This window comes from Sphingomonas sp. SP1, assembly GCF_058313395.1.
This window is the reverse complement of record NZ_JBZFLC010000001.1, coordinates 444,770-461,521: the sequence shown is the minus strand read 5'-3', so window position 1 is coordinate 461,521 and position 16,752 is coordinate 444,770. Positions and strand designations below refer to the sequence as shown.

Annotated in this window: 17 protein-coding genes; 9 read left to right on the top strand and 8 right to left on the bottom strand. The window is 66.6% G+C overall.

Going from position 1 to position 16,752, the window contains the following annotated elements; all coding sequences use genetic code 11:
• Positions 1-20 precede the first annotated feature (20 nt).
• Both purT and AC4GYS_RS02420 read left to right on the top strand, forming a co-directional pair.
• Positions 21-1,190: a formate-dependent phosphoribosylglycinamide formyltransferase gene (gene purT / locus AC4GYS_RS02425; RefSeq protein WP_491107517.1), complete on the top strand. Its 1,170-nt coding sequence runs from the start codon at positions 21-23 to the stop codon at positions 1,188-1,190.
• On the top strand, positions 1,187-1,642 hold the full coding sequence (locus AC4GYS_RS02420; RefSeq protein ID WP_491107516.1) for a hypothetical protein: 456 nt from the start codon (positions 1,187-1,189) through the stop codon (positions 1,640-1,642). Before purT ends, AC4GYS_RS02420 begins: the two co-directional genes overlap by 4 nt.
• Positions 1,643-1,678: 36 nt before the next feature.
• Here AC4GYS_RS02420 and AC4GYS_RS02415 read toward each other — a convergent pair whose 3' ends face one another.
• Positions 1,679-2,263, bottom strand: coding sequence for a TIGR04282 family arsenosugar biosynthesis glycosyltransferase (locus AC4GYS_RS02415; protein WP_491107515.1), 585 nt, complete (start codon positions 2,261-2,263; stop codon positions 1,679-1,681).
• A 71-nt stretch (positions 2,264-2,334) separates the two neighbouring features.
• Here AC4GYS_RS02415 and AC4GYS_RS02410 point away from each other — a divergent pair, with 71 nt between their 5' ends.
• From AC4GYS_RS02410 to AC4GYS_RS02400, 3 genes are read left to right on the top strand one after another with little or no spacing between them, the layout of a single operon-like run.
• The gene (locus AC4GYS_RS02410; protein ID WP_491107514.1) at positions 2,335-3,153 is read left to right on the top strand and encodes a sterol desaturase family protein; all 819 of its coding nucleotides are present in this window, start codon (positions 2,335-2,337) and stop codon (positions 3,151-3,153) included.
• Positions 3,150-3,941: a DUF1499 domain-containing protein gene (locus AC4GYS_RS02405; protein WP_491107513.1), complete on the top strand. Its 792-nt coding sequence runs from the start codon at positions 3,150-3,152 to the stop codon at positions 3,939-3,941. Before AC4GYS_RS02410 ends, AC4GYS_RS02405 begins: the two co-directional genes overlap by 4 nt.
• A complete protein-coding gene (locus AC4GYS_RS02400; RefSeq protein WP_491107512.1) occupies positions 3,938-4,813 on the top strand; it encodes an S-methyl-5'-thioadenosine phosphorylase in 876 nt (291 codons plus the stop codon). The genes AC4GYS_RS02405 and AC4GYS_RS02400 overlap by 4 nt, the downstream gene beginning before the upstream one ends.
• On the opposite strand, the gene AC4GYS_RS02395 is transcribed toward AC4GYS_RS02400, so the two are convergent.
• Genes AC4GYS_RS02395 through msrB form a run of 4 tightly spaced genes read right to left on the bottom strand, consistent with a single transcriptional unit; the run spans position 4,804 to position 7,532 of the window.
• A complete protein-coding gene (locus tag AC4GYS_RS02395; RefSeq protein ID WP_491107511.1) occupies positions 4,804-5,508 on the bottom strand; it encodes a TIGR04283 family arsenosugar biosynthesis glycosyltransferase in 705 nt (234 codons plus the stop codon). The genes AC4GYS_RS02400 and AC4GYS_RS02395 overlap by 10 nt on opposite strands.
• Positions 5,475-6,425, bottom strand: a complete 951-nt coding sequence (locus AC4GYS_RS02390) for a radical SAM protein (protein ID WP_491107510.1) — start codon at positions 6,423-6,425, stop codon at positions 5,475-5,477. The genes AC4GYS_RS02395 and AC4GYS_RS02390 overlap by 34 nt, the downstream gene beginning before the upstream one ends.
• A gap of 11 nt (positions 6,426-6,436) precedes the next feature.
• Positions 6,437-7,069, bottom strand: coding sequence for a peptide-methionine (S)-S-oxide reductase MsrA (gene msrA / locus AC4GYS_RS02385; protein WP_491107509.1), 633 nt, complete (start codon positions 7,067-7,069; stop codon positions 6,437-6,439).
• Complete coding sequence (gene msrB, locus AC4GYS_RS02380; protein ID WP_491107508.1) at positions 7,059-7,532, bottom strand: peptide-methionine (R)-S-oxide reductase MsrB; 474 nt, start codon at positions 7,530-7,532, stop codon at positions 7,059-7,061. The genes msrA and msrB overlap by 11 nt, the downstream gene beginning before the upstream one ends.
• Positions 7,533-7,657: 125 nt before the next feature.
• Between msrB and AC4GYS_RS02375 the strand changes: the two genes are divergently transcribed.
• Both AC4GYS_RS02375 and AC4GYS_RS02370 read left to right on the top strand, forming a co-directional pair.
• Positions 7,658-9,841 carry a dihydrolipoyl dehydrogenase family protein gene (locus AC4GYS_RS02375; protein ID WP_491107507.1) on the top strand — a complete coding sequence of 728 codons (2,184 nt, stop codon included), beginning with the start codon at positions 7,658-7,660 and terminating at the stop codon, positions 9,839-9,841.
• A gap of 71 nt (positions 9,842-9,912) precedes the next feature.
• Entirely contained in the window at positions 9,913-11,022 is a 1,110-nt protein-coding gene (locus AC4GYS_RS02370; RefSeq protein WP_491107506.1) for a glycosyltransferase, read from the top strand.
• On the opposite strand, the gene AC4GYS_RS02365 is transcribed toward AC4GYS_RS02370, so the two are convergent.
• From AC4GYS_RS02365 to AC4GYS_RS02355, 3 genes are read right to left on the bottom strand one after another with little or no spacing between them, the layout of a single operon-like run.
• Positions 10,953-11,873 (bottom strand): glycosyltransferase family 2 protein, encoded by a 921-nt coding sequence (locus AC4GYS_RS02365; protein WP_491107505.1) that lies wholly within the window; start codon positions 11,871-11,873, stop codon positions 10,953-10,955. The two genes, AC4GYS_RS02370 and AC4GYS_RS02365, sit on opposite strands and share 70 nt — an antisense overlap.
• Positions 11,870-13,009: a hypothetical protein gene (locus AC4GYS_RS02360; RefSeq protein WP_491107504.1), complete on the bottom strand. Its 1,140-nt coding sequence runs from the start codon at positions 13,007-13,009 to the stop codon at positions 11,870-11,872. Before AC4GYS_RS02360 ends, AC4GYS_RS02365 begins: the two co-directional genes overlap by 4 nt.
• On the bottom strand, positions 13,006-15,045 hold the full coding sequence (locus AC4GYS_RS02355; protein WP_491107503.1) for an HAD-IIB family hydrolase: 2,040 nt from the start codon (positions 15,043-15,045) through the stop codon (positions 13,006-13,008). The genes AC4GYS_RS02360 and AC4GYS_RS02355 overlap by 4 nt, the downstream gene beginning before the upstream one ends.
• 333 nt (positions 15,046-15,378) lie before the next feature.
• Here AC4GYS_RS02355 and AC4GYS_RS02350 point away from each other — a divergent pair, with 333 nt between their 5' ends.
• Both AC4GYS_RS02350 and AC4GYS_RS02345 read left to right on the top strand, forming a co-directional pair.
• Complete coding sequence (locus AC4GYS_RS02350) at positions 15,379-15,930, top strand: hypothetical protein (protein WP_491107502.1); 552 nt, start codon at positions 15,379-15,381, stop codon at positions 15,928-15,930.
• A gap of 105 nt (positions 15,931-16,035) precedes the next feature.
• Positions 16,036-16,752, top strand: a complete 717-nt coding sequence (locus AC4GYS_RS02345) for a fimbrial biogenesis chaperone (RefSeq protein ID WP_491107501.1) — start codon at positions 16,036-16,038, stop codon at positions 16,750-16,752.

Genomic DNA, 16,752 nt, shown 5'->3' with positions numbered 1-16,752 from the left:
AGCCTTGCTAACGCGCCGTCATGTTCATCGCCAGACTGATGCTGCTGGGATCCGGCGAACTGGGCCGGGAATTCGCGATCGCCGCCAAACGATTGGGGTGCGAGGTGGTCGCGTGCGACCGGTATCCCCGCGCGCCGGCGATGCAAGTGGCCGACGCGTGCGAAGTCTTTTCCATGCTGGACGGCGCGGCGCTGCGGTCCGCGGTGGAGAAGCACCGGCCGGACTTCATCGTGCCGGAGATCGAGGCGATCGACACCGCCACCCTGGCCGAGCTGGAAAGGGAAGGCTGGTGCGTGGTGCCGTCGGCCAAAGCGGCCCAGCTCACCATGAACCGTGATGGCATCCGGGAATTCGCGGCGGGCGAGCTGGGACTGGAAACCAGTCGCTACCGCTTTGCGGAAAGCCGAGAGGAGGCATTGGCTGCGGCGACATTCACCGGGCTGCCATGCGTGGTGAAGCCGGTCATGTCGAGCAGCGGCAAGGGGCAGAGCACGGCGCAGACGCTGGATGAGGTCGGGGCGGCCTACGATTACGCCGTCGCCAACATGCGCGGCGACCGGCCGCGAGTGATCGTCGAGGAGTTCATCCGCTTCGACACCGAGATCACGCTGCTGACGGTCAGCGCCGTCGATGGAATCCACTTCTGCGCACCCATCGGACACCGGCAGGAAGCCGGCGACTATCGTGAAAGCTGGCAGCCGGCGGCGATGAGCGAGGCGACACTGCGGTCCGCGCAGGATCAAGCGGCCAGGGTCGTCGAAGCGCTGGGCGGGCGCGGCATCTTCGGCGTCGAATTCTTCATTGCGGGGACCCGAGCGATCTTTTCCGAGCTCAGCCCCAGGCCGCACGACACCGGCATGGTGACGCTGGTCGGCCAGAGCCCCAATGAGTTCGAGCTGCACCTGCGCGCAATTCTGGGGTTGCCGGTCGGACCGATCGTCCCGGCCGGTCCGTCGGCCTCGGCGGTGATCCTGGCCGACCGGGACAGCGCAACATTCGCCTTCGACGGTGTCGCCGAAGCGCTTCGTGCCGCCGATGACCTCCGGCTGTTCGGCAAGCCCAGGACATTGCCGAATCGCCGCATGGGCGTGACGCTGGCACGGGGCGAAAGCGTCACTGCGGCAAGAAAGCGCGCGGTCGATGCAGCGTCCCGGGTTCGTATCCGTTATGACGGCGAAGAGGTGAGATGATGCGCTGGATGATGATCGCAGGTCTGGGTGCGATGGCGGCGGCATGCGGCCAGGGCGGCGGCGGCGGCGCCGCGCGTGACGGAGCAGTGGCGGTGAACCTGCCGCAGGATCAGCAGATCGCCGTGCGCAGCGCCGAGCAGGACCAATTGCACGAATTGGACGCGATGAACCGCGACATCGGCCTGAAGCGGGCGATCCTGGCCAGCGGTCTGCGCTGTCGCCGTGTCACCAAGTCGGGCTATGTGCAGGAATACACCAAGCTGTCGATGTGGTCGGCGAGCTGCGATGACGGGCGCGACTGGGCGATCTTCGTCGGGCCCGATGGCAGCGCGCAGGTGCGGGCGTGCAAGGACGTCGGCACGCTGGGCCTGCCCGGTTGCACCATCGCGGCCGACCCGACCGGCCGCACCGCCCGCGCGGCGGCCCGGGCGCAAAGAAGCGGCGGCCAATAGCGTAGAGCGAACGCCGGAGCGCTCCCTGCGCCGCGGTCATCTCGACAATTCGCTCCAGCGAGCCAGATCCTCGGGCCGGTCGCAGTCGGCAAGGGTCGGAAGCAGTGCAGGAACGATCCCTCTGCTGCGAAGCCGCTCCATCGTGAGGCGAAACACCTGATCCGTTCCCCAGGGCATGGCGTCGAACAGGAAATCCGCCGGGTCATTGAGGCCCAGCGCCCAATAGCCCCCGTCCTCGGCCGGTCCGATCACTGCCTGATGGGAGCGCATGAGATTTGCCGCGTCGACGAGATGCGCGGCGGTGAGGTCGGGAAGGTCGGAGCCGATGAACAGCACCGGCGTAGGGATGGCGGCCCGTCGCAGACGTTGCCCGAGATCGCCATCGCCCTGATCCGCGAATGCCAGGTCATCACCCAGCCAGTCGGCGAACGCACGGCGGGAATTGCCGGTGGTGCGGACCTCGATCGCAAGGCGCGAGGCCTTGGCGGCGGACACGGTCCGTTCGGTCAGCCGGCGATGAAGCGCAGCGGCACCCTCGGCGCCGAGCGTCGGGATGAGGCGGGTCTTGGCGCGTCCGGGCTCCGGATACCGGGTGAAGACGACAAGTCGGATCGGGCTCATCACGCGGCTGCTAGATCAACCGGGACCATGGGGCGAATGAATAGTCGCTGGAATCATGGCATGAGCGACAGGTGAGCTCTCCCTCGCACCTCGAGCCCTGGATCCGCCTCGGAGCCTTCGCCGGCGTCCTGTTGCTGCTGGCGGCGGCCGAATTGCTGGCCCCGCGCCGGCGGCAGTCCGTCGGCCGTTGGCAGCGCTGGCCCGGCAATCTTGGCGTGGTCGCGCTCGATACGATCATCGTCCGGATCCTCTTCCCCTTGGGGGCGATGGGCGCGGCGCTGCTGGCGGAGACTCGTGGCTGGGGCATATTCAATGTGATCGAACCGCCCTTGTGGCTGGAGGTCGGACTGGCGGTGATCCTGCTCGACCTTCTGATCTACGGCCAACATGTGCTGTTCCATGCGGCCCCCTGGCTGTGGCGCGTGCATCGGGTGCATCATGCCGACCTGGAATTCGACGTCACCACAGGCCTTCGCTTCCATCCGGTCGAAATCCTGATTTCCATGGTAATCAAGATCGCGGCGGTCGTCATTCTGGGTGCGGCAGCGCTGGCCGTGCTGATCTTCGAAGTCGTCCTGAACGCGACCTCGATGTGGAGCCATTCCAATATCCGATTGCCGGGCTGGATCGACCGGCCACTGCGCCTGTTGATCGTCACACCCGATATGCACCGGACCCACCATTCGGTGGTGCCGCGCGAAACGCACAGCAATTTCGGGTTCAATCTCGCGTGCTGGGACAGGGTGTTCGGCACCTATCGGGATCAGCCGGAGGCGGGGCATGAAGGAATGACGATCGGCGTGCCGCACTATCGGTCCGCGCGCGAGCTACGGCTCGTCAGCATGTTGCTGCAGCCGTTCGGCGAGGCGCGAGAGGGGGACAGGCGATGACGGACGAAATGGCGAACCACGGCTGGGGAAGGCGCTTGTCGATCCTTGCGCTGGTCCTCAGCGTCGGTGGCGTGGGAACGGCCCTGATCGCGGGGCTTGGGACCGGTGCGGGGTGGTGGACGTACGGGGCCGGTCTTGGCGCATTGCGCTACGCCCTGATCGGGGCGGTGGCGGGTGGCCTGCTGGCGATCGTCGCCTGGTTCATCGCACGCCGGAGGGGGGCCAGGACGGGTTGGCTGAACGCATTGGCCCTGCTTACCGCGCTGCTGTTCGTGGGCTATCTCGGCAATCTGATCGTCACTGCGCGGAGCGTGCCCGCAATCCACGACGTGACGACGAATCTGGACGACATGCCGCAGTTCGCCCGCCTGACAGTCAGGGACGACAACCTGAAGAATATCCCCGACGAGGGAAATCCGGAGCTGGCCGCAATGCCGCCCGAGCAGCGGTGGAGGGCACTGCACCGCCGGGCGTACGGCGACATCCGTCCGCTTCGGCTGGCAGCGCCGCCCGAACAAGTGCTGCGGAGCGCGGAACGGCTGGCCCGTGATCGCGGGTGGGAGGTTGCGGCGGTCGATCCGCGCCGCGGTACGATGGAAGCGACCGCCACCACCCTGTTCTTCCGCTTCAAGGACGATGTCGTGGTGCGGGTACGGCCCGATCCCGAGCGCGCCGGCGGTTCGGTCGTGGACATGCGCTCCATCAGCCGGGTCGGGGTCAGCGACGTCGGAGTCAACGCCAAGCGCATCCGTGGCTTTCTGGCGGATCTGGCGGAGGCCGGGCGATGAGCGAATGGACGGTCGGCATCATCGGCGGTTCGGGCCTCTATGCCATGGACGCACTCGAGGATGCGGTCTGGATCGCCGTCGATACGCCGTGGGGCGCCCCGTCCGATCAACTGCTGACAGGGCGGATCGGGGCGGTCCGCCTGGTCTTCCTGCCCCGGCACGGCCGCGGTCACCGCATACCGCCGAGTGAGGTCAACGCCCGCGCCAATATCCACGCGCTGAAGGCCGCGGGGTGCACGGACATTGTCTCGATCTCCGCCGTCGGCTCCCTGCGCGAGGAACTGCCGCCCGGGCAGTTTGTGGTGGTCGATCAATTCATCGACCGCACGGTGGCCCGGCCGGCAAGCTTCTTCGGCCCCGGCCTCGTCGCCCACGTCAGCATGGCCGACCCGACCTGCGCACGCCTGTCGGGACTGTGCGCCGACGCGGCGGTGGCGGCCGGGGCGAGCGTCACGCGGGGGGGCACCTACCTGGCGATGGAAGGACCGCAATTCTCGTCGCGCGCGGAAAGCCGGCTGTTCCGGCAGTGGGGCTGCGACGTTATCGGCATGACCGCCATGCCCGAAGCGCGGCTCGCGCGGGAAGCGGAGCTTCCCTACGCATTGGTCGGCATGGTCACCGACTATGATTGCTGGCGAAGCGAAGGTGAAAGGGTGGAAGTGGCGGCGGTGATCGCCCAGCTCGCCGCCAATGCCGATCTTGGCCGCCGACTGGTGGTCGAACTTGCCCGATCCCTGCCTGAGCAACGGGCGCCGTCGGCAGTCGACAAGGTGCTCGACATGGCGTTGATCACCGCTCCGGATGCCCGCGATCCGGCCATGATCGCCAAGCTCGACATCATCCTTGCGCGGACGCTCGGGTCTCAGTCGTAGAAGCGGGCGATGCGGTTCGGGTCGAGGCCGAGGAAATAGGCGGCAAGGCATGACAGGTTGCGCACCGAGCGCTTGGCCCACCCGTCCCGACGCCACCGCTCGGCGGAGGTCGTGGCCGGGATGGCGAGATGCCGAAGCCGTTTTCGACCGACGCGACGGATGAGGTCGACATCCTCCATTAACGACAGGGCGCGATAGCCGCCGATCCCGTCGTACAGGCTGCGCGAGATCAACAGCCCCTGATCGCCGTAAGGCAAGGCGAGCGCCCGGGCGCGCAGCGTGGCGCCCCGCTCCACCAGTCTCGCCTGCCATTGGGAATCGTCCAGCCGGAAGCCGAAACAGGCAGCCTCGCCCGGCCGATCGTCCATATGCCGCCGGACCGCTTGCAGCCACCCTTCGCCCAACAGGGTGTCGGCATGAAGAAACAACAGCCAGTCGCCCCGAGCCGCCGCCGCCCCTGTTGCAAGCTGTCGGCCCCGCCCGCGCGGCGCGTGGATCACCCGGGCGCCACATTCCACGGCAAGCTGCTCGGTCCCGTCGATCGATCCGCCATCGACGACGATTAGCTCGTCCGCGCCTGCCAGAGGCGCGAGGCAGGCACGCAGGCCGGCCGCCGCGTTCAAGGTCGGAATGACGACCGACAGCGATGCGCCGGCCGTGCTCAGGCCGAGCAGCTCGCGCCGCCCAGCACGCAAAAGCGCGCGCAATGGGGATGGTTGAGCGCGACTGGCCGATCCGCTTCGGCCAGGGTCTCCCCCATGGTGAAGGCGGGGTCGTAGGGAATGAGGGTACAAGCAACGACCGTGGCCCGCGGCTCGCCCTTGCGCTTCACCACCATCCGGCTCGACGCGCACATGATCGAGGCCGGCGATTTGCCGAGGATGTCCCAGCAGGTCTCGGTGATTTCGGGCACGTCGGCGGTCGCGTCCATCTCGGGAAACAGCACCAGCGCCGCCGGGTCATCGGCGTCGACCGACAAGCCGCTTGCCGCAAACAGCGCGGAATAACCGGCCCGGGCACGCGCTTCGTCCTCGCCGGGAAGCTGGCGGCCGGCGATCGCCAGCCGAAAGCCCTGATCCGACAGCCACCGGCACCCGGCGATTGCCTTGTACCACGTGCCGGCGCCGCGCTCAGCTTCGTGGACCGGCCGGCTGTAATGGTCGAGGCTGACGCGCATCGTCAGCCGGTCGCTGCGAAGCGCAAGCAGCGCGTCCTCGAAACGGCGCATCGGGCGCATGGCGTTGGTCAAGATCAGGACATCGAAGCCGCGGGCGAGCGCGGCCTCCATCATCCTGGGCATGTCCGGGTTCATGAAGGGCTCGCCGCCGGTGAAGCCGATCTCGCGGGTACCAATCGCCTGGGCTTCGTCGAGGTAGCATTCGACCTCGGCCAAGGTGAGATAGACCAGCGCGTCGTTGCGCGGACTGCTTTCGATGTAGCAGGTCCGGCAGGCGAGGTTGCACAGCGTACCGGTGTTGATCCACAGCGTGGCGAGACCCGTCGGCGCCACCATCGCCCGCCGCTCCCCGGAAGCGGTCACCAAAGGATCGCGGAACTTGCCCGGATCGAGTGCACGGGCACCGGCCACGACAAAGGGGCTGAGGTCGTTCACCGGCGCGGACCCTAGCGGCCGCCCCACACTTCGGCCAGGCGCGCGTCTCGCCCGCAGCGTGAGCGATAGAAGCGATAGCGGATCGGGTTCTTCTTGTAATAGTCCTGATGATACTCCTCGGCCGGCGTGAAGGCCGACGCCGGAAGCACCAGGGTCGCGACCGGCTTGCCTAGTAGCTGCGCGCTACGGGCCTTGGCCGCCTCGGCGACCCGCCGCTCGGCCGCGTTGGCGACGAAAAAGGCGGAACGGTACTGATAGCCGCGATCGCAGAAGCTTCCGCCCGCATCCAGCGGGTCGATCGTCCGCATGAAGCGGGCCGCCAGCTGGCCGTAGCTGACCTTCGCCGGATCGTAGGTCACCCGCACCGCCTCGATATGCCCGGTATCGCCGGCCGATACCTGCTCATAGGTCGGATTGCGGGTCCGGCCCCCGGTGTAGCCCGAGACGGTGGACACCACGCCGGGGATTTTGTCGAAGTCGCTTTCGGTGCACCAGAAGCAGCCGCCCGCGAAAATCGCGGTCGCCCGCTGTCCGCTCGGCGCGGACTCCGCCGGCGCCGGCTCGCTTCCGCATGCCGACAAGGAAGCGACAAGGGCGGCCGCGGCCAGGCGTCCGGCCGTCACGGTGCGCCGGCTATGCCGCACGGAACGTCATCGCGGCGCCGTTCATGCAGTATCGCTTGCCGGTCGGCGGCGGCCCATCGTCGAAGACATGGCCGAGGTGCCCACCGCAGCGGCGGCAATGGACCTCCGTGCGCTTGAACGGTCCGAAGCCGTCGGGCCGGGTCCGGACTGCGCTGGGGATGGGCGCGAAGAAGCTCGGCCAGCCGGTACCGCTCTCATACTTGCTCTCGGACCGGTAGAGCGGCAGCGCGCAGCCGGCGCAGGCGTAGATTCCGCGCCGCTTTTCCGCATTCAGCGGGCTCGAACGGGGCCGTTCGGTCTGCTCCTCGCGAAGAACCGCGAAGGCCGCGGGCGACAAGGTGCGTCGCCATTCGTCGGTCGACCGGGTGACCTCGAACGTCGGCTTGGCCTCGGACGAGCCGCAGCCCGCAAGCAGGCCGCCAAGCGCCGTCAAGGAACCGCCCAGAAAGCCTCGCTTCGTCATGTGCGTGTCCATACTGCCCTTCAGCCTTGCTTGACCCGGGCAGGCTTCGATGCCCTACGCGAGAGCATGGAGAGTGCGGCGGCCGGGTTCGCGCCAGGCAGCGAAGATGGGGAGCGGTAGTGCCGATGCCAAGCCACAGGGGACGCGGCGCGCTGGCGGGCAGGCTTGGCCTCCTCATGATCCTGGTCGGGGCGATCGCAGCCTTTTTCCTGTTCGACCTTCATACCTACCTGACGCTCGACAGCCTCAAGGCGCGGCAGGCCGGCCTTGCCGACTTGCTCAGCGAACGCCCGCTGATGGTGATTGGTGGTTTCTTTCTTCTCTATGTCGCGGCGACCGCATTATCGCTTCCGGGCGCGGCAATCCTGACCCTGGCGGCGGGCGCGATCTTTGGACTGTGGCTCGGCACCCTGATCGTGTCGTTTGCAAGCGCCATCGGGGCGAGCCTGGCGTTTCTGTCCTCCCGCTACCTGCTACGCGACTGGGTGACGGCGCGCTTCGGCCGGCGAACGGCCGGAATCGATCGCGGCATCCAGCAGGACGGCGCCTTTTATCTCCTGACCCTGCGGCTGATCCCCGCCTTTCCCTTTTTCCTCATCAACCTGGCGATGGGGCTGACGGCGATCCGGCTGCCGGTCTTCTACCTGGTCAGCCAGATTGGGATGCTGCCGGGCACGATCGTTTACGTGAATGCCGGGACGCAGCTCGCCAGGATCAAGGGTACGTCCGACATCCTGTCGCCCGCGCTGATCGGCTCCTTCGTCCTTCTCGGGCTGTTTCCACTCGTCGCCAAATGGCTGATCGGGCTGGTCAAGCGTCGCCGCATCTACACGGCATGGCAAAAGCCCAGGCGTTTCGACCGCAACTTGGTGGTGATCGGCGCCGGAGCAGGGGGACTGGTGACCGCCTTCATCGGTGCGACCGTCCGGGCCAAGGTGACGCTGGTCGAAGCGCACCGGATGGGGGGCGACTGCCTCAACACCGGCTGCGTGCCCTCGAAGGCGCTGATCCGCAGCGCACGTGCCGCCCACGACCTGCGCCGCGCGGGAGACTTCGGGATCCTGTCCGTTGAGCCGACCGTCGACTTTCCGGCGGTCATGCGGCGCATCCGGGACGTGATCACCACCATTGAGCCCGCCGACAGCGTCGAGCGTTTCACCGGCCTGGGCGTCGACGTGCGCATCGGTCATGCGACGATCGTCGACCCGTGGACGGTGGAGATTGCGGAGCAGGGCGGCGGCAAGTCGCGACTTACGACCCGCGCGATCGTGATCGCTGCCGGTGGTGAGCCGGTCCTGCCCGACATCCCCGGCCTCGAGGCGTCGGGCGCGCTGACCAGCGAAACGCTGTGGGACGCCATGGCCACGCGCGACCGGGTGCCAGATCGGCTGGTGATCGTCGGTGGCGGTCCGATCGGGGCCGAGCTGGCGCAATCCTTTGCGCGCCTTGGATCAGCGGTCACCCTGGTCGAGGGCGGCCCGCGCATCCTGCCGAAGGACGATGTCGAGGCTTCGGAATTGATTCGAGACGCGCTCCGCCAAGACGGCGTGACCGTACTGACCGGACACCAGGCGCACCGCTGCGAAGGCAAGACCCTGATCGTTCAAAGCGACGAAGGGGAGGTCGCGCTGCCGTTCGATGACATCGTCGTTGCCGTCGGCCGCCACCCGAGGCTCAAGGGATACGGGCTCGAAACGCTCGGCATCGACACCGACCGCCCGCTTGCACTGAACGAGCGGCTGCAGACGGTCTTTCCCAACATCTATGCCTGCGGCGATGTCGCCGGCCCCTACCAGTTCACGCATTTCGCCGCCCACCAGGCCTGGTACGCCGCGGTCAACGCCCTGTTCGGCACCTTCCGCAGCTTCCGAGCCGATTACCGGGTCATCCCTTGGACCACCTTCACCGATCCCGAGGTCGCGCATGTCGGCCTTACCGAGGCAAGCGCGGCCGAGGAGAATGTGCCGTTCGAGGTGGTGCGCTTTGACATCGGCCACCTCGACCGGGCCGTAGCGGAAGGCGCCCGGGCAGGATTCGTCAAATTGCTCGTCCAGCCCGGCAAGGACCGCATCCTCGGGGCGACGATCGTCGCGTCAGGGGCGGGCGAGATGCTGGCCGAATATGTCCTCGCGATGAAGCATGGCATTGGCCTCAACAAGCTGCTCGGCACGATCCACGCCTATCCGACGATGACCGAGGCGAACAAATATGCCGCCGGCGAGTGGAAGAAAGCCCACAAGCCGGAGACGCTTTTAAAGTGGGTGGAGAAATTCCATCGCTGGCGGCGGGGCGGCGATACGGGACGGTGATCTTCCGGATTTGCGGGCCGAAGAGTCCCGTCTGTTGGAACAATCAAATATCCGTCCGGTTCAGCCAGGAGATGCCCTCTCCCCTCCAAGCCAAGCCCCTGCGGATCGCCGTGATCGCGCACCTTCGCCACCCCATAGCCGCCCCCTTCATGGGAGGCATGGAGGCGCATTGCGAAACCCTGACCCGCGGCCTGGTGGCGGCGGGGCACGATGTCACGCTGTTTGCCAGCGGGGACAGTGCGGGTGACCTTCCCGTTCGCGCCGTCGCCGATGCTTCGTACGAAAAGGAGCTGCCCTGGGCGGTGTGGCATGGCACTTCGACGCTACGCGAATGGCTGGGCCGCGCGTATCGCCGCTGCTGGGATGACATTCTCACGGGCGGGTTCGACCTCGTCCATAACAATTCCCTGTTTCCGGACCTGCTCGATTGGGCGACCCGCGACGGCATCGCCATGGTGACGTCGCTGCACATCCCTCCGTTCGAAGTCCTTGCTGACGCCGTCGCCCGCAATGCCGCGACGCCCTGGCAGCAATTCACAATATGCTCGGAGCAGCAAAGGCATCTCTGGCCGGCAGTCGAGCCCCGCGTCGCCTGGAACGGCATCGCTATCGATCGCTGGCCCTTTGCGCCAGCAAGCGAGGGACGTGCCATCTGGGTAGGACGGATCACCCCGACCAAGGGGACGCTGGAGGCCATCGCCGCCGCAGAGGAGGCCGGCGTGCCGCTGGACATCATCGGGCCAATCGACTGCCGCGACTATTGGGCCGAGGTGCGGGTCCGCCTGCGCGGCCCGCATCGCTACCTCGGCCACCTGTCAGGCGCGGCATTGACGACGGCGGTTCAGCAGGCCTCCGTGATGATCGCCACGCCGATGTGGGACGAACCGTTCGGCCTGACGATGGTCGAGGCCATGGCGTGCGGGGTGCCCGTAGCCGGCCTCGCCCGGGGAGCGATTCCCGAAGTGGTTGGAGAGGCCGGCGCCGTCGTCGACAGCGTGGCCGCCCTGCCGGGAGCGGTTTGCCGGGCGGTGAAGGTCGCCCGCACAGTGCCCCGCCAGCGGGTGGAGCGGCATTTCACCGTCCAGGCCATGATCGCCCGGTACGGCGCGGCCTACGCCTCGGCGACCGCAGGCTTGGCCGCCGCCTCGAGTTGCGCCAGGACCCGCGAACTGCTGGCATAGGGCTGGTCGGCCTGCTGCCTGGTCAAAGCCAGGTCGGCCTCCACCGGATCGCGCCGCCGGACGAAGTTTTCGCCCTGTTGTTCGACGAGGCCCATCAGCGTGAACGCTTTCAGCCAATGGTCCATGGTCACATGCCCCCATTTGTCGCGAAAGCGATGGGCATTGGCCAGCACGCTGTCGAGGTGATGCACCGGCGGCATGTGGTGGGGGTGATATTGATGATAGGCACGGGCGCCCCGTGTCCAGTGAAAGGGGAGGCCAGCTTCGGCCGCAGTGCGACCGAAGTCGGTGTCTTCACCGCCATACCCGACATAGCCTTCGTCGAACCCGCCAAGGCCCAGGAATTCGGATCGCCTCATGGCGAAGTTGAGCGACCAGAAGCAGCGATAGTCGGTGCAGACACCGATCGGCGTATCGGGAGGGCCCGATCGCTCGCTATGCTTCACCCCCAGCCTGGAAAATGCCGCGAAATCCAAGCCATGATCGGTCGCGCCTTTCGGCAGGTAGAGCACCTCGCCCATCAGAATGCCGTCGGCGCAATCCATCCGCGCCTGATAATCGGCGACCAGCGAGGGGTCGGGGATGCAATCGATATCAAGAAAGATCAGCCGATCGTTCTCGGCCTCGGTGGCTGCCCGGTTGCGGGCCGCCGCCAACGTCAGCCTGCCGCTACCCAGCACATATTGGCGAACGGGGAAGGGCGTGTCCGGCAGACTGTAGGGCTCCTCCTGCATCACCCCGATCACCAGTTCGGCAGGTTGCAGGCGGCTTGAGGCCAGTCCTGCCACCAGGTTGCGGAGATGCGCGTCGCGCCCGGATCCAAGCGTGCAAACGCTGATCGGTGCGCTCACGAGGCCGTCACCGCGCGCAACAGCGGTTCGGATCGCGGTTCGGCCCCCCACGATCGGACCATCAGGCGACGCAGCCACGCGGCTGTGCGATTGGCCGCCTGCGGGTCGACCAGCGCCTTTTGTCGCCTGAGATCGAGGCCGCGAGCCTGCTCCCATAGCCTGCTCCAGGCGGCGGCACTGGCCGGCCAGCCGTCGGCGAAGACGGCCGCCCCGGCCTCGCCAAGCATCCGCGCTTTCCAGCGCTGCTCGTCGAAATAGCGCCATTCGGGGACCACGATCCATGGCCGGCCGGCCGCGGCGACCATGTGAACGGTGGTATTGCCGGCAGACGATACGATCCGGTCGGCGGCCGCGACCCAGCGGCTTGCATCCTCTACCCAGCCCTGGTGCCGCAGATTGGCGGGGGGTGTGTCGTGCCAGGCCTCGGTGACGGATCCGATGGTGATCCACAGACTGTCCGGCTCGGCCCGCGCCCCCAGGCTGAGCGGCGGCGCCGGGGTGCCCTCGCCACCGCCGCCGGCAATGACGAGCACCATTTCCCGATCGTCTGCGATGCCAAGCGCGGCCCGCGCCGCGGCCTTGTCGATCGCCTTCGCTTCCACCCCCAGCCCGCCGGCATGGAAGATGAGGTCCCGCATCCAGTCGGGGCGGCCCGGCTGTTCCAGTTCGGCGGCATAAGGGGCCAATATGCCGATCGCGCTCTCATACGCTGCCATGTGGCCGGTATCGTCACGATCGCCATGCTGCAATACCGGCACGCAGGGGATCGAGGCGATGCGGGAAAGCTGGGCCAGCTCGGCCGAGACGTCGCTGATGAATAGCGCCGGGCGTGCGTCGTGGAACCAGTGCGTCAGCGTCGCGACTGCATCGGTAATCTGGGTCCAGCCGAGCGGGGCACAATGAAGTGTCGGCGGTGTTCGAACATGGGCAAGACCATTCGGCACATCCGTGGCCGCTTCGAACAAGGACGGCAGACGCTGCACATGCGCCCAGTTGGGCAAAGGCGGAAAGATGTCGTCACGCGCTGAGAAGAGGGTCACCGGCGTGTCGGGACCAAGCGCGTGAACCAGCGCTGCCGCGCGTTCGGCGTGACCGCGACCCTGATGATGGACGAAATATCCGATCGCGTTCCTCATGCCGCAAGCAATCCCTGCGCGTCGGCGCGGTCGAATCGTTCGAGCGCTTCCACGATACCGCCTGCGTGGGACGCGCCGGCGAGGTAGACATTGGTCCGCCCGGCGAGGTCGGCGATCGTCGGGCAGTGATTGGCGACCAAAATCGCACGCGGACAGTGTTCGAGCATGTCCCGGTCGTTTCCGCTGTCGCCCGCTGCGAACACGGCTGTTAGCGGCAAGCCCAGTTGCTCGGCGACCCAGCGCATCGCCGCGGCCTTGCCACCTCGACGGGGAAGCACGTCGAGAAGGTTGCCGTGGCTGTGAATCACCCGGGCCGCGAGACCTTGGCTGGCAAGGCGCCGCTCGACGTTCGTGGCAATGTCAGCGCCGGTCGCGAAATAGCTGATCTTGTGACGCCGCTGCTCCACCGGAGGCTGTGGGGTCAGCCCGTCGAGGTCAGCCAGCGCCCTGCGCACCAGTTCCGGCTTCCAGCCATCAGAAAGATATCCGGCGAAGCATTCGTCGAACGCAAGGCGATGGCCATGCCGCCAGTAGATTTCCGAACCGACCGACGTGATCAGGACCGTCGGATCAGGGTAATGCCATTCGCGCAGGATCCGCTGTGCTTCCTGGAGCGAACGGCCGGTTGCGATTCCGAACAGGCGCTGCGGATCGCGGGCTAGGGCTTCCTGCAGGCGCTTCGCGCCGTCACGGCATCCCGTCAGCGTTCCGTCGATATCCGAAAGCAGCAGGTCGCGGCCGCGACGAACCACGCCCAGAGGAGCGCGGACGCCCCTGGCGATGGTCACGAACTGCTCGGCATAACGTTCCCAGCTATGGGCCTGGACGCGAGCCTGGCCGGACCTCGCTGCGGCGATCCAGGCCGCGCGGTCGCCAAGCATGGTCTGCATTGCCTCGACAAAGCCTTGCCCGTCGGCCGGATCGGCGCTGATCCCGTGGCCGAGTTCCGCAACAATGTCGGCTGCACCGCCATGGCAGGTTGCTACCACCGGCACGCCGTGCAGCGCCGCCTCCGTCAAGGTCAGCCCGTAAGGCTCGGTCACCGCCGGGTTTACGAACAGGCCGCGGCTTTCGCGGGCATAGGCATAGAAGGAGGCAATGTCGGATTGCTCATGCCGTTTGGGCAAGGCGAGCATCCCGTGGAGATCGTAGCGATCGAGACCGTCGAGCAGCCCGGCGATAACCTCACGCTGCTCCCGTTCCCCGCTGTCCGGCGCGTCGCGCAGCCCGGCAACGATCACGAGATTGGCCGTCTCGCGAAGGGCCGGGGAACGACCGTAGAGCTCGACCAGTCGGCCGAGGTTCTTTTTGTGGACGGGGCGGGCAATCGCCAGGATGATCGGCTTGGTGGGGTCGCGGAGGAAGGGCGCGGTCAGTGCCATTGCCCGTGCAGGGTCGGCCACACGGGGATGATGCAGCCCAGCCCCGGGCGAGACGCGATGAATCTTCGACGCGTCGGCGGACGGATAGCGCATGAGCTGCCGTTCCACCTCGTCGCGAGACGAGGCGATGATCGCATCGGCGCTGGCAATGGCCCGGTCCTCGAACCCGATCCGAGAATGCAGGTCGGCGCCTGCCGCGACATGGTCGGCCTTGTCGATGCCCAGCGAATGCGCGGTATAGATGAAAGGAATGCCGAAGCGGTCGCGGATCGCGATGGCCGCTTCTGCGGCATCGGCGAAATGGGCGTGAACGATGTCGGGCAGGACCTCGCGCGCCGAAAGGTCGGCGAGCAATGCGGCGATGAATGCGGGACGATCGGCGGTCGCGGCATCCTTGGACAGGTACCGGCGGTCCCCGCTGTCGATCCGGCGAATCCGCAACTTGTCCCCGCAGGCCTGCAGCGGCTGGGTGTAATCCGCGCCAAGACGGGGATCGTCGAACAGGCGGGTGACCAACTCGACATCGACGACATCGTCGCGTGCGGCCAGCGCCTCGGCCGCGCCCCACAGATAAGTGAGGTGGCCGCCGCTGTCCTCGGTGATCCCGAGCGGTATCGGCGGCGGGCGCAGGCATCCGCCGAGTGCAATGGACATGATTCGCAAAACCCGGCTCCCGGATTGAGACGTGTGGGGAACAAGAGAAGCGAACGGTCTCGCGATTGGTTGCTACGGACGAAGGTCGGTGTGCGCGGAGGTGGCGCCAAAAGACGCGGCCTTCCCCGGCCGGATCGATCGTCCCATCGCGGGACGCTTAACCCAAATTCTTAACATTCCGTAAAAACTACGGGTAGCGAATCGATGTTCCCATCCCTTAACCGTTTGTTAACCGCCGCTTCTGGGGCAGAGGCGGTTCGGGGGGAGGAAAACTCTCGTCGGGCATATTCCATGCCGCTGCTCCGGTCTCACACACGGAACGGAAATTCATTCATGAAGAAGCTTCTCATCGGCGCAGCCGCGCTGTCGTTCGTCTCGACCCCCGCGCTGGCCGACAACACGCTGACCTATAACCTGGACGCCGACGTCGGTTCGATCTGCGGCGTGTTCAACTACCAGGGCAACACCGTTGCCGTGCCGTTCGGCGACCTCGCTACGGTCGCAGACACTGCGCAGGTTGTTGTGCCCGCCGGCAGCGCGTCCTACCGCTGCAACTCGGCCGCCGGGTTCACCCGCACGATCAGCTCGGCCAATCAGGGCAAGCTGGTTCGCGCTGGTTCGAACGGCGATGCCAATAACTCGATCGGGTTCGAGATGACGCATGGCGGCGGCAACGGGCTGGGCTTCGCCTATCAGAGCCTCGCTTCGAGCAAAGTCCAGAGCTTTGGTGGTTCGCCGGCGTTCCTCAGCGGCCAGACCGGCGGCGTGACCTTCCGCGTCAACGGCGTGTACAACGTCAATGCGAACGCCAACAATGCGCCGGGCACCACCGTGTTCGCAGGCGAATATACGGATACCGTGACGATCTCGGTAACCGCTAACTAATCGGTCATTTTTCCAACAGAGAAGGGCGGGGCATCTGGTCCCGCCCTTTTTGCAGGACTGAACTGCTGGCCACTGGCCAAGCCATTACGCGTACCGGGGGACGACATGCGACATCTGCTGACCTGCCTGGCTGCGGCCCTGGCCGCATTGCTGCTGCCTAACGCTGCTCATGCTTACGAAGTCAGCCCGCTGCGGATCTTTCTTTCGCCCTCGCAGGGACGGCTCTCCTCGACCATCTCGGTCAATAACACCCGCGACGAGGAACTCTTGTTTGAGGTGAAGACGTTCCGCCGCAAAGTGGCCCGAGACGGAAGCCAGACGCTTGAGCCGGTCGATAGCGATTTCACCGCCTTTCCACTGCAGGGCCGGGTCGCACCCAAGCGATCACAGGCCGTGCGCATTCAATATCGCGGCGCGCCGGTGACCTCCGTTAGCGACTCCTATGTGATTCAGATCGCAGAAGTGCCGGTGATCAAGTCCGGCTTTTCGGGGGTCCGCTTTGCCTATAACTTCGGGGTCGCAGTCTACGTCGACCCCCCCCGGGCCGAGCCGCGCCTGCAGGTTCAACAGCCCGCCTCCTTGCCGAACGAGCTCCGCTTCTCCCTCGTGAACAGCGGAAACGCCTACGGCTTCACAACGGGCCGCGCGCTCCGCTACCGCACAGCCGACGGCGCCACCAAGACCATCGAGCCCGACGAACTGGCAAAGTTGATCGACAAGCCGATCGTGCCGCCAAACAGCACGCGCGACTTCGTGGTGCCGCTGCAAGGGCTAAGCGCGGGTTCGGTCCAGTCCGTCGAATTGATCGACCGCACCCGCTGA